The sequence below is a fragment of the Flectobacillus major DSM 103 genome, assembly GCF_000427405.1.
GTDB classification, from domain to species: domain Bacteria; phylum Bacteroidota; class Bacteroidia; order Cytophagales; family Spirosomataceae; genus Flectobacillus; species Flectobacillus major.
The window spans coordinates 2,885,882-2,898,347 of the sequence record NZ_KE386491.1 but is presented as its reverse complement, the minus strand read 5'-3'; the positions used below and the strand labels follow the sequence as shown (position 1 = coordinate 2,898,347).

General features: G+C 38.8%; 11 protein-coding genes. 6 read left to right on the top strand and 5 right to left on the bottom strand.

The features are described 5' to 3' along the window. Positions 1-35 precede the first annotated feature (35 nt). The gene (locus FLEMA_RS69625) at positions 36-2,099 is read right to left on the bottom strand and encodes a BatA domain-containing protein (RefSeq protein WP_044171871.1); all 2,064 of its coding nucleotides are present in this window, start codon (positions 2,097-2,099) and stop codon (positions 36-38) included. Between the two features lie 259 nt (positions 2,100-2,358). After that, positions 2,359-2,832, bottom strand: a complete 474-nt coding sequence (gene greA / locus FLEMA_RS69620) for a transcription elongation factor GreA (protein ID WP_044171870.1) — start codon at positions 2,830-2,832, stop codon at positions 2,359-2,361. A gap of 394 nt (positions 2,833-3,226) precedes the next feature. Here greA and fmt point away from each other — a divergent pair, with 394 nt between their 5' ends. Next, complete coding sequence (gene fmt, locus FLEMA_RS0122355; protein ID WP_229359440.1) at positions 3,227-4,150, top strand: methionyl-tRNA formyltransferase; 924 nt, start codon at positions 3,227-3,229, stop codon at positions 4,148-4,150. 97 nt (positions 4,151-4,247) lie between these two features. Here the strand turns inward: fmt and FLEMA_RS69610 are convergent, their stop codons facing one another. The 3 genes from FLEMA_RS69610 to def form a co-directional block, all read right to left on the bottom strand. After that, entirely contained in the window at positions 4,248-5,330 is a 1,083-nt protein-coding gene (locus tag FLEMA_RS69610) for a M15 family metallopeptidase (protein WP_081681321.1), read from the bottom strand. Between the two features lie 231 nt (positions 5,331-5,561). After that, positions 5,562-6,434 carry a DMT family transporter gene (locus FLEMA_RS69605; RefSeq protein ID WP_044171867.1) on the bottom strand — a complete coding sequence of 291 codons (873 nt, stop codon included), beginning with the start codon at positions 6,432-6,434 and terminating at the stop codon, positions 5,562-5,564. A gap of 107 nt (positions 6,435-6,541) precedes the next feature. Continuing rightward, complete coding sequence (gene def, locus FLEMA_RS0122270) at positions 6,542-7,120, bottom strand: peptide deformylase (protein WP_026997791.1); 579 nt, start codon at positions 7,118-7,120, stop codon at positions 6,542-6,544. Positions 7,121-7,450: 330 nt separating this feature from the next. Here def and FLEMA_RS69600 point away from each other — a divergent pair, with 330 nt between their 5' ends. From FLEMA_RS69600 to bioB, 5 genes are all read left to right on the top strand, one after another. Further along, positions 7,451-8,173 (top strand): TatD family hydrolase, encoded by a 723-nt coding sequence (locus FLEMA_RS69600; protein ID WP_044171866.1) that lies wholly within the window; start codon positions 7,451-7,453, stop codon positions 8,171-8,173. A gap of 82 nt (positions 8,174-8,255) precedes the next feature. Next, positions 8,256-8,870: an inorganic pyrophosphatase gene (locus FLEMA_RS0122240; protein WP_044174752.1), complete on the top strand. Its 615-nt coding sequence runs from the start codon at positions 8,256-8,258 to the stop codon at positions 8,868-8,870. 3 nt (positions 8,871-8,873) lie between these two features. Continuing rightward, on the top strand, positions 8,874-9,056 hold the full coding sequence (locus FLEMA_RS0122235; protein ID WP_026996011.1) for a hypothetical protein: 183 nt from the start codon (positions 8,874-8,876) through the stop codon (positions 9,054-9,056). 341 nt (positions 9,057-9,397) lie between these two features. Beyond that, the gene (gene sppA, locus FLEMA_RS0122220) at positions 9,398-11,173 is read left to right on the top strand and encodes a signal peptide peptidase SppA (protein WP_026997790.1); all 1,776 of its coding nucleotides are present in this window, start codon (positions 9,398-9,400) and stop codon (positions 11,171-11,173) included. A 121-nt stretch (positions 11,174-11,294) separates the two neighbouring features. Continuing rightward, positions 11,295-12,335 carry a biotin synthase BioB gene (bioB, locus tag FLEMA_RS0122210; RefSeq protein WP_026996010.1) on the top strand — a complete coding sequence of 347 codons (1,041 nt, stop codon included), beginning with the start codon at positions 11,295-11,297 and terminating at the stop codon, positions 12,333-12,335. Positions 12,336-12,466 lie beyond the last annotated feature (131 nt).

Sequence of the window (12,466 nt, the reverse complement as noted above, 5' to 3'; positions counted from 1 at the left end):
GATACAAGAATTGTTACTAAGAATGAAATAAAAAATTATTTGAAAAAACGAATTAAAAGTATTTCGATAGCCAAAAAGCCTAAAGCTGCTATCAAAAAATACTTCCAAAGCGATTTACCAAAGTTCTGTTCTTTAAACGTTTTTACAAAATTGCTATCGTCTATTTGGTCAAAAATTTGAACGTTTTTCTTACCCGCAAAAATACTTTTTAGCTCGTCGGTGCTATAAAAATCCATTTGTGATTCGGTATGGTCGTGGTTGAATGCCAGCAAACGTTCGGTTTTACCATTGAGCATTAATTCATAATATCCCGATTCAATTTCTTGATTATCGTTTAGCTGATTAGCTTTGGGTAGCTCAATTGTAAGCTGCTTACCATTGAGATATTGTACTGGAATAATCTCTAGTTTACCTCTTTTTAGTTTGAAACTGGCATTTTGAGGAGCATTGCTAACATCAATGGTAAATGTATTTTCTTTGAAGGAATACGCCGATGGTTCTTGACGTACACTCAAAGCAGCAATTTTGTACATAATGGGTACAAATAGAGCATTTCTGGCAAAATCGCCCCATTCTTTGGCCAATGGTGAAGCCAACAAATATACAGTGGCTTGATTAACTTTGGAGCTTGTCAGGTAGGGCTGATTGTTTCTGAACTGTAAAAGCTTTTCGCCAACAGCCTGCCAAGTTAATACCGCACTTTCGCTAGGCATCTGGAGAAGCTCTTTTTGGGTTGAGCTATCAAAAATATCCATAAAAAAGCTGGATGACTTGGCTGGTTCAGCCAAAATACTCAACTCAGACTGGCTATTTGTTTTGGCCTGAATACTGCGAATGCCATATTGTGATAAAAAGCTATTGTAGCTACTCAAGTCTGGCGATTGAGCTGGTACAATCAATACCGAGCCACCAGCCTTGACAAAGTCTTCTAAGGCTACCTTTACGCTACCTTCTATTACCTGTACACCTTCCAATACAACAAGGTCGGCGGTTTTGATAAGCCCAACATCGGTATTATTGGCAGAATAGCTTTTGAGGTTAAAAACACTATCATTGGCAAATACATTTTGGATGTATCGCTCTGGAGCTGTTTGACCAAACAAATGCACTACCTGAATACTCGGAGCGGCGTGTAGTACAAAATAATAGTCGTTGTCGAAAGTAATAGGGGTATCGTCAAATGAAATACGCCCCTTTTTATATCCTTTGTCTTTTACCGTAAAATTAAAAACAGCATTGGCCGAGCCACTAGCAGCAATATTGGCCACCGACGACGACACTTGGACATCGTCGATAAAAAGTTTTACAGCTAAATTCTGCACTGCCCTTTCACCAGTATTCGACAGCTTGACTGTAAGCGAATTTACCTGCATTTCACGCACAAAAGGGGTATTTAACCAAACCGAATCTACAAATACATTTTGAATAGCCTTGGCCTGAACGGGTACTAAAAACAATTGAGACGTGGAGTCGAGCTTGATATTGGTCAAATTGCCAGCAGTACTTTTCTGAAAATCTGAAAACCAAATATATTGATTTTGATTTTGTGACGAATGTTTTGCCGCCAAACTAGCTTGACGTTTTAGGATATTCTCGAAAGTACGAGGCGTATGGGTATAATTAATGGTAGTGGTACGTTCCTTGATTTTCTGCGTATTTTCGATACTATGTTCTTGCGATGAAAAATCGTTGGTGAGCATCTGTAACCTTGAACCTTGCGGAAAAGCCATTAGTAATTCTTCAACCTTATTGATAGCCTTATCAAGATAGCTTTTGCTATTGAGTTCGTTTTGCATCGACAACGAGTTGTCGATATAAATACTCGTAATGGCGTTGGCACTAATACCAGAGCCAGATTTTGGAGGTAAAAAAGGCTGAGCAAATGCCAATACCAAGCAAATAATAGCCAAAATACGGCTTGCCATAATAAGCAAGTGCTTCAGTCGTCGGAAAGAAGAAGTAGTAGTGTTTACAGCTTTTAAGAAAGCTACATTGGTAAAGAATACTTTCTTGGTCCTGCGAAAATTAAACAGGTGGATAATCAGAGGAATAGCCGCTGCTAATAAACCCCACAAAAAGGCTGGATATAGAAATTGCATGTACTAAATATAGGTCTTATTGTATCAATAATTATCATGGTTAGTGAAGGAATCAACGCCTTACCAAGACAAATATTACGTAAAAATCAGAGCAATCGATGAATATCTTTTTGAAAAAGGAGAATTCCTATTTGTAAAGAAAACATAAAGCTACAAAAAAGCCCTCATTGATTGATCTCAATAAGGGCTTTTGCAAAATTTATTCCAATAATTCTATTTTCGATAAAAAGAAGGGTTGGGGTGTTGCCCAACACAGTGATTACCGAGAAATATCCAAAATATCAAACTCTAATTTTCCAGCAGGAGCGGTGATTTCGGCCACATCGCCTACTTTTTTACCAAACAAACCTTTTCCAAATGGCGATGAAATCGAAATTTTGCCCGCTTTTAAGTCGGCTTCCTCTTCCGATACCAAAGTGTAGGTTACTTCGGCTCCATTTCTACGGTTTTTGATTTTTACTTTCGACAAAATAGATACTTTCGATGTGTCAATAGACGATTCGTCCAATACACGAGCATTGGATACAATTTCCTCCATTTTTGAAATCTTCATTTCCAACAACCCTTGGGCATCTTTAGCTGCATCGTACTCGGCATTCTCACTAAGGTCTCCTTTGTCACGGGCCTCGGCGATTTGTTTGGCCATATCTGCACGTCCTTGAATTTTCAAGTAGTGTAACTCTGCTTTTAGTTCCTCTAGTTTTTCCTGCGTGTAATACTGTATCTTTGCCATACTATTATGCTATGTTTATAAGTTATTGACTATTTTGAACTGTATACAAAAAAAATTACTGACAAGTGGTTGCCAGCAAAAAAAGTAAATCTGAAAAAATAAACAAAACCCTAACAAACAAAAAAGAACGGCCTCGAACCGTTCTACAAGATTTTTTGAGACCTTTGCAGAAAAATCGAAGCTATATTTTATTTGTTATTGTTGTTGCTCGTTTCATATTTTTTGAATTGAGATTACAAAGGTAATTTTTTTTCTGTCTAATTCAAAATGAAATTACTTTTGTGTTTTTAAAAGAATAAATATAACGCAATAATTGATAGCGAGTATTTTGCGTGTTGTTGACAACGCCTTGGCCTCATTTTTATTGCGTGATTACAATAAAACTACCAGTGTTATGAGAATTATATTTATGGGTACGCCCGAGTTTGCAGTGGAAAGCCTGAAGGTATTGGTGGAAAACAACTGTAATGTGGTAGCGGTAGTTACTGCTCCTGATAAGCCTATTGGGCGTGGACAAAAAATAGGGATGTCGGCTGTAAAAGAATATGTGCTGAACCATGCTCCTGAGATTCCAGTATTACAGCCCGAAAAGCTAAAAGCTCCCGCTTTTTTAGACGAGCTGAAAAGTTACCAAGCTGATTTACAGATTGTAGTAGCATTCAGGATGCTCCCCGAAGTGGTTTGGGATATGCCACCTTTGGGTACGTTTAATTTGCATGGTTCGCTATTGCCACAGTACCGAGGGGCTGCTCCAATCAACTGGGCGATTATCAATGGTGAAAAAGAAACTGGGGTTACAACTTTTTTCCTAAAACATGAAATAGATACAGGTTCGGTGATTTTTCAAGAAAAAGAGCCTATTCATGAAGACGACAACGTAGGGACAGTTTATGAGCGATTGATGCACATTGGGGCTAATTTGGTGCTAAAAACCGTTAGGGCTATCGAGGCTGGTAGCTATCCACAAGAGCCTCAAAACGAAAATCAGGAGTTAAAGCATGCTCCTAAAATTTTTAAAGAAACTTGTGAAATCAATTGGAATCAGCCAGCCAAGGCTGTTTATGATTTTGTAAGAGGCTTATCGCCATATCCTGCTGCCTGGACTACCCTACAGGAAAAAGGTTGTAAGGTTTACAAGACACGTATTGTCAACAACTTTGAGCCTGCCAGTGATGTATCGGTTGGTCAGTGGGTATCTGACAACAAAAACTATTTGTATTTCAAGTGTTCGGATGCCTTTTTGGCCATAGAAGAATTGCAGCTCGAAATGAAAAAACGAATGAATATAGGGGATTTTCTAAGAGGGAATAAACTGTAGTTTTTACTAACTATTTGATAGTTATTGGTTTATTTTAAAAACTAAGATTTGTTATTCAATATGCTTACTGAAAGAAGAGGTAAACCATTACCTCTTCTTATCTCCATTTGCCTAACTGATAGCTGATAGTGCTTTTGGCACTTACCAAAGAAATCGTTTGACTAGCTAAATCGCCTACCAATAATAAATCGCTTGACTGTTGATAACTAGCCGCTTGTAGTTTCTCTTGAATACGCTGAATGGTTGCTTTAGGAATAGCAACATGAGGGTTGTGACAAGGGCAAGCCTGATTTTTGCGCAACTCGTTCATCGTAGTTAATAGCTCGGCTGTATCTTCAGATTTCTGTAGTTTTCCATTGGCTACGGCTTTTTGCATAGTACTCAAATAATGTGGACGGTAAGGCTCAAATTCGTAGCGAAGTACTGGATATTTACGGATAAGTTCGGCTCCATTTTTGAAATACTGAATATGTCCAACATCCATAAAGCCTACAAAATTGCCTCCCCAAGTTAAGCCAAATTGAGCTGTGAGCGTGTCCAGAGGACGATAACTGGCAAGATTGTTAGAAATACGTCGCCCACGCATAATGGCAAAATCGGCTGCTAGCCCAAAATTGTGCATAGACACAGGAGCTGCCGTACGTTTTCGTTTTAGATATTTTCTTTGGTTGGCAATCGACCTCAAATCCGAAATTACCCTAATACTTTTATGTTTTTGTGCCATCAATGACTTGATTGTATCACGCTTGGCCAAAAAATCATTACGGTCGTTAAGCAAAAGTTGTTCCCAACGCGTGTACAAATAGCGTGGTGCTGTGGCCAATCCTCCAAGAAACTCTTGTTCAATCCAAGTACTATTTAATGAGTTGACCCCCACAGGTGTTGTAATAAGCTGAGGATGTTGTTCTGGAAGAGGAGTTACTCCTGTAGCTTTGATAGTACCGTCATGTGCTGCAATAGCTACAAAAACAGCCCGAGGTACAATATTTTGTTCTAAAAGAGTATCTGATTCATAAAACGGTTGGGCAAGGTCGTAGATAGACAAGTCGCTTACTTGCTGGGTAGAATCGCAACCTAGATCTTGCCAAGGGGCGTGTTCTATATCTGTTTTGATAAAACCACAAGCCAAGAGCAAGAGGCAAGCTGCCAAAAAAAGACAATATCTAGGTGAATGATTCATAAAAGTGATTGAGAGAGAGGGTTTGGGGAATATATGTTATATCTGCTAGCAAATATAATATTGATTTTTTAGAGAATGAAGGTCTCTTATCACATCAAATACGCTCTCAACGGGATTATAACCAAATATCGGGTCTAACGAGCTGATATTTTATAGGTTTTATACTGTTGGTTAGGTGAAAAATAGTGAATGCACAATTTAGTTTTTTAAGCATAGGGGAGTTTGAAAAACTTATTTTTCGGTACGAGATATTTTCGTTCTTTGGGCTAAGTATAAGCCTACTATTACTAAAGCTGTACCAGCGTAGGTATAAGTAGTAATAGGTTCGTTGAGCAGAAAAGAGGCATACACAAACCCAAATATAGGACATAAAAACAACCACAACGAGGCTTTTACGGCATCGGTTTTGAGTAAGTATAACCATAACTGTACTGCTCCAATAGACACTGGAACTACTAACCAGAATACCGACCCCCAAAATTGTACTGTATATTGGTTGTGGTTCCAATCTGTAAAGAAAAAAGTAACAGGCAGCAATAAAATACCCCCAAGCAATACCTGCCAGCCATTGATAGCCAAAAGGGGTAATTCCCATTTTTGATTGGCATAATAGATCGTACCAACCGAATACGAAAGCATACTAGCCGATAGAATCAATAACCCTTCAATACTCGCAAAGCTATTTTGGAGGAGTGGGTAAGTGGCTACAGCTACGCCTAAAATTCCTAATAACAAGCCTATTGATTCGGCTAATTTGACAGGTCGTTTGCTCCAAAATGCAGAAAGCATACTAATAATAAGTGGATTGGTAGCTGTAGATAGCGAGCCAATACCTGCCGAAACGTGTTTCATTGCCAATACAAAGCACCCCAAATAAATGGTTACATTCAAAAAACCGTACATCAAGAGTTGTTGCCATTCTTTGCCCTGTGGTAGTCTGTTTTTTTGTATGGCATAGGTATAAAAAAGCATAATAAAACCCGCAATAAAGAAACGGCAGTTACCAATCACCAATGGCTGTGCTACCAATAACCCTATTTTGGTAGCCGCCGATGCCGATGCCCACAACATGGCAAATAATAGCCCTGCAATGATATTTTTCATGATAAAGGTATGTTAGATAAGCGTGCTATTACGCCCAAAATTCAGTACTATTCTTTATATACCTATAAAACAATATCCCAAACCTATTACTAGATTTGGGATATGGCTTATTTGTTGAGTTTCATTTTGTAATCTACTTTTACTTTACCCTTTGAAATATCGCTCAACTTATTTTTAATCATTCTTTTCTTAACTGGACTCAAATGGTCGGTGAACAAAATACCGTCGATATGGTCGTATTCATGTTGAATAATACGAGCCGCTAACCCTTCATATACCTCTGTATGCTCGTTCCAGTCGGTATCAAAATAGTTGATTTTTACATATTCTGGTCTGAAAACGTCGGCACGAATTCCTGGGATAGACAAACAGCCTTCTTCAAATGCCCATTCGTCACCATCTTCTTCGATGATTTCGGCATTGATAAATACTTTTTTGAAATCTACTAATGAAGGGTCTTTGTCTCTTTCGTCTAAGTCTTCCCCTTCATTGAATGGACGGCCATCTACCACAAACATTCTGATATTCATACCAATTTGTGGAGCTGCCAAACCTACTCCAGATGCCGCATACATGGTTTCAAACATATCTTCGGCAAGTTTTTTTACATCAATTGAATCTTTCTCTATATCAACAGCTACTTTTCTCAAAACTGGGTCGCCGTAAGGTACAATAGGATAAATCATTTTGCTTTCTGCTTTATGTCTCGTACCAAATCTCAATTTTGTAGAGCAAATTGGTACGGTAATTAGTTGAATTGCTGAATTAAAATACAAAGGTAGGGAAAAATCAAACTTTGTACTAAAATTCTATGGATTCTGCTAGTTAAAGGGATTAAAATAAATGCTTTGTGCCAAAATCTTTTTATCAAATAGACAGATACTATAATTGACCGTATGCCCTAAACCCTCAGGTTTTTGTACCAATAAAGCGTAATATTTTGTGTGAGGCACTTACTTAATTCAGTGGCTTGAATGGTACTTGATTGCTTATTTCCTGTATTTTTGTTTTGAAATATGACTTATCTCGACATTCATACACATCAGTTTCGGGCTACAGCCGAATCTATCGAAGTCTTGAACCTAATGGTAACAAGTAGACAGGAGCTAGACCATTGGCTCAATATAATTCATCAGGCTCAGGCTCATCAGTATTTTTCGGCGGGGCTACATCCTTGGGACTTAACCAGCGACCGAGTAGAAAAGGATTTTGCCGTGCTTTCAGAGGTATTGTTACACCCCAAAGTATTGATGTTGGGCGAATGTGGTTTGGATAGAAATACCCGTGTTGATTGGCATTTACAAATGCAAAGTTTTGAAAAACAAGCCCATTTGGCTAGCCAATTGGCCAAGCCTTTGATTATTCATTGTGTAAGGAGCTTTCCAGAAATAGTGCGTTTTAAACAGCAAATTAAGCCGACTGTTCCGTGGCTAATTCATGGGTTCAACAATAATGCTCAAATCTTACATCAGCTTCTCAACAACCAATTTTATGTATCGTTGGGCAGTGCTTTGCTCAAAAATGATTCAAATGCCAGCAAGGGTATTTCAACTATCCCAATTGAGCAGTTATTTCTTGAAACAGACGATAAGAATTGCACAATATCAAGTATCTTTGTGGCAGCATCCAAGCTATTGGATGTAAGCGTTGAATATTTACAAGAAAAAATATACTCTAATTTTAACCAAATTGTCTTAGGTCATGGCCAAAAAAGCGACGACTCCAAGAGGGAAAGTTAAAACTAATAAACCTCCAAAACCAATGACCGATGACGGAGAGCAATCTCACCAACAACCCGCAGTGGACACTGCAATAATCAATATGCAAAGAAATTTTTATAAAGCCCATCCTTGGCATGGTATCCAAATTGGAAAGGATATGCCCAAAATCGTAAATTCTTTTATTGAAATTGTACCTACCGATACCGTAAAGTATGAAATCGATAAAGAAACTGGGTACTTGAAAATTGACCGTCCTCAAAAGTTCTCAAACATTGTTCCTGCTTTGTATGGCTTTGTACCTCAAACTTACTGTGGCGAACAAACAGCCGAATTAGCTCGTGCAGCTTCAGGAAAAGTAATTGAAAAAGGTGATGGCGACCCATTGGACATCCTGGTGCTTTCAGAGCGTGCTATTACACACGGTGATATTATCTGCGAAGCTATCCCTATTGGTGGTATTCGTATGATTGATAAAGGCGAAGCCGATGATAAAATCATTGCAGTATTGAAAGGTGACTCTATGTATGGCAAATGGACAGACATTAAAGATTGCCCTCAAAGTATCATCGACCGCTTGGTTCACTATTTCTTGACTTACAAAAATATTCCAGGTGAAGAAAAAGTTGCTGTAGATATCGACGCAGTATATGGTAGTGAAGTGGCTTATCAAGTAATCTTGAAATCTCGTGAAGATTACCGTAATATGTTCGGTTGAAGTTTGGAGCTTGTAACTATTGCCGAGTATGATATTTTGGGTAAAGCAGAAGAAATCCAAGATAAACTTTCGATTGCTGGAATTAAATCGCAGCTTTCAAAAGACGCTCAGTATGAGTTGCAAGTGCTGGAAAAAGATGTGGTAGTTGCCACCGAACTTATCGAATATTTCTGTTCTCAAAACTAAGGTTTTGGGGCTTCTAAAAAGGGAAAAACGATACAAAGTTTTTCCCTTTTTTTATGGACAATACCGCTCTGGAGAAATTGTTGTATTGTATCGTATCGATACAAGAAAAGTTCATGTTTTTTCAGACCCTTCTATCAACTTAATTTTCCACTAAACACAAATTAAGCCTATAGATAACCTACTCCTATATTTTTGAGCTTTAATCCTAAATAGAAAGATGAGGAAAAAATAGAACTTAATTTTGAGCTATCCTTAACTTTGCAGAATTACAATCAAACCAAAACAACATAAATCATTATAAGAGGCTTGCTTTGGGCAGCTTCATTCTGAACTTTAATAATATGCTACGATTTCTGAAATATGTTTTTGCGACCATCGTAGGTCTCTTTCTTTTTACCATTTTAGGCTTTTTTCTACTGGTAGGTATTGCTGCTGCAGTGGGTGGTTCAGACGACCAAGTTTCTCTGAAAGATAATTCTGTACTTAAATTAGACCTCAACCGTCCAATAGCAGAAAATGTGTCGGAAGACGAAAATCCCTTCAAAAATTTAGGAGGGCCTTTTGCCGACAATACCGACGATGTAGGCTTAGTCCAAATCAGAGAAGGACTTAAACGTGCTGCCGCCGATAGTCATATCAAGGGTATTTATCTACAAGCTCATTACCCAATGGCGGGTTATGCCCAGCTCCAGGAAGTAAGAGATGCCTTAATGGCATTCAAAAAATCTGGAAAATTCATCTATTCTTACGGCGAAGCTTATTCTGAAAAGGGTTACTTTGTGTCGTCGGTAGCTGACAAAATCTATTTGAATCCAGCAGGAGCACTTGATTTTAATGGTATTAGTGCCGAAATAACGTTCTTCAAAGGGGCGTTGGATAAACTCGATATTAAGCCTGTTGTATTTCGTGTAGGCGAATACAAATCGGCCGTAGAGCCTTTCCTTCGTGAAAGTATGAGCGATGCCAATCGTGAACAATACAGCTCGTTGCTCAACTCTATCAATAATCAGGTGATGGGACAAATAGCAGTGTCGAGAGGTGTAACCTTGGCCGACCTGAAAAAAGTAGCTGATGAGCTAGTTGCTTTCCAACCGAAAGGAGCTTTGAATGCCAAATTAGTAACTGATGTAGGCTATTATGACGAGTTTGAGGCTGTTTTGAAGAAAAAAGTAGGCGTAGCTTCTAGCGAAAAAGTTACTTTTATCGGATTATCTAAATTCTTGAAAGCCGAGTCTGCTTTACCGTTTAATGATGCTGAAAATAAAATTGCCGTTATTGTGGCCGAAGGTACAATAGAAGGAGCAAAAGCTAGCAAAGGAAATATTGGTTCAGATGATTTTGTGGCAGAACTTCGCAAAGCTCGTGATGACAAAAAAGTAAAAGCAATTGTACTAAGAATAGATAGCCCAGGAGGTTCGTCTTTGGCTTCGGATGTAATGTGGCGCGAAGTTGAATTAGCCAAAAAGGTAAAACCTGTAATTGCATCTATGGGCGACTATGCAGCCTCTGGAGGTTATTATATGGCTATGGCCGCCGACACAATCGTGGCATTACCTACTACCATTACGGGGTCGATAGGCATTTTCTCTCAGTTCTTCAACTTTGATGCTTTCCTCAAAAATAAACTAGGAATTACCCACGACCGAGTAAATACCAACGCTCACTCAGATTTTCCTACGGTAACCCGCGAAATGGATGATTTTGAGAAAAAATGGTTTCAGGCTAGAACAGACGCAGGCTATGAAACATTTACTACCAAAGCTGCCCAAGGCCGCCACATGACTGTCGAGCATCTTAAATCTTTGGCTGGCGGACGAGTATGGACAGGCGAGCAAGCCAAAGCCAATGGGTTGGTAGACATATTGGGCGACTTGAATAAAGCCATTGAAATTGCGGCTAAAAAAGCAAAACTTAAAGGCGATGATTACAAAGTACGTTATTACCCAACGCCTAAATCTTTTTTTGAGGAGTTTATGGATAAGAAAGCCGACGAAGTAGAAGCAAAGTTGATGAAAGCTCAGTTTGGTGAAATGGCAGGCTATGTCAAACAGGTACAAGCTATCAAAAACCAAGAAGGGTTTATGGCTTTGATGCCTTTTCAGATAGAATTCAAATAAGTATTTTGCTAAATATCATGTACAAAAGGACTTCTTGTTTGGTGGAACGAGAAGTCCTTTTTAATTTTGGTACTGTGTAACACGATTGCGAGGTGTCGCAGCGTTCCAAATCGCAAAAAAAATGGATATGATTAGAAATAACTGGACAAGAGAAGAGATTGAAGAAATCTACAACCTTCCTTTCTTAGAATTAGTATATCGTGCTGCTACGGTACACCGTCAGTATCATGACCCACAAGAAGTGCAAATCAGTACGTTGTTGTCAATCAAAACAGGTGGTTGCCCTGAAGATTGCTCGTATTGCTCGCAGGCTGCTCGTTATCATACCAATGTCAAAGTTCAGAAATTGATGGAAATTGACGAGGTAATGGCTGCTGCCGAACGTGCAAAAGATGCAGGAAGCTCTCGTTTTTGTATGGGTGCCGCTTGGCGTGAAGTACGTGATAACCGTGATTTCGACAAAGTGTTGGAAATGGTCAAAGGCGTAAATGCTATAGGTATGGAAGTTTGCTGTACTTTGGGAATGTTATCTGAAGAACAAGCTCAAAAATTGAAAAATGCTGGTTTGTATGCCTACAATCATAATGTAGATACAAGTGAAGAGCATTATGAAGATATTATTTCGACAAGAACCTACGGCGACCGTCTGAATACTATCGAAAACGTACGCAAAGCTAACCTGTCGGTTTGTTCGGGTGGTATTATTGGTTTGGGCGAATCGTCAAAAGACCGTGTTGGTATGCTTTTGACATTGGCTAATTTATCAAAACATCCCGATTCAGTACCTATCAACAACCTTGTGCCTATTGCTGGTACGCCATTGGAAGGCCAAGACCCTGCTACTGTTTGGGACATGGTACGCACAATTGCAACGGCTCGTATTATTATGCCTAAATCTATGGTTCGCCTTTCGGCGGGTCGTTTAGAGCTTTCTTATGAAGGTCAGGCATTTTGCTTTATGGCAGGTGCCAACTCTATTTTCTCGGGCGATGTCCTGTTGACTACTCCAAACCCAGCTGTCAATTCTGATAAAGAGTTATTCCAGATTTTGAGTATCAAACCTCGTGAAGCTTTCAAAGATGAGAAAAAAGCTCCTGTAGAGTTTCAGGTAACCCCAACAGCAGGAAAAGCTCTTGGTATTCAGGAAGTGGAGGTTTTGTAAAAAATCATACTAATTATATAATGAATAGGACTATTTGATTATAGTCCTATTTTTTTTTACCACTTAATCATTTACCTAGACGTTATGGGTGACAATTACGCTATACTTGTGTCGTACTTGTAATTTGTATA

Bases quoted from the DNA above. Each gene is read 5' to 3' on its own strand.
- FLEMA_RS69625 (WP_044171871.1), bottom strand. From the start codon at position 2,099: ATGCAATTTCTATATCCAGCCTTTTTGTGGGGTTTATTAGCAGCGGCT.
- greA (WP_044171870.1), bottom strand. From the start codon at position 2,832: ATGGCAAAGATACAGTATTACACGCAGGAAAAACTAGAGGAACTAAAA.
- fmt (WP_229359440.1), top strand. From the start codon at position 3,227: ATGAGAATTATATTTATGGGTACGCCCGAGTTTGCAGTGGAAAGCCTG.
- FLEMA_RS69610 (WP_081681321.1), bottom strand. From the start codon at position 5,330: ATGAATCATTCACCTAGATATTGTCTTTTTTTGGCAGCTTGCCTCTTG.
- FLEMA_RS69605 (WP_044171867.1), bottom strand. From the start codon at position 6,434: ATGAAAAATATCATTGCAGGGCTATTATTTGCCATGTTGTGGGCATCG.
- def (WP_026997791.1), bottom strand. From the start codon at position 7,120: ATGATTTATCCTATTGTACCTTACGGCGACCCAGTTTTGAGAAAAGTA.
- FLEMA_RS69600 (WP_044171866.1), top strand. From the start codon at position 7,451: ATGACTTATCTCGACATTCATACACATCAGTTTCGGGCTACAGCCGAA.
- FLEMA_RS0122240 (WP_044174752.1), top strand. From the start codon at position 8,256: ATGCAAAGAAATTTTTATAAAGCCCATCCTTGGCATGGTATCCAAATT.
- sppA (WP_026997790.1), top strand. From the start codon at position 9,398: ATGCTACGATTTCTGAAATATGTTTTTGCGACCATCGTAGGTCTCTTT.
- bioB (WP_026996010.1), top strand. From the start codon at position 11,295: ATGGATATGATTAGAAATAACTGGACAAGAGAAGAGATTGAAGAAATC.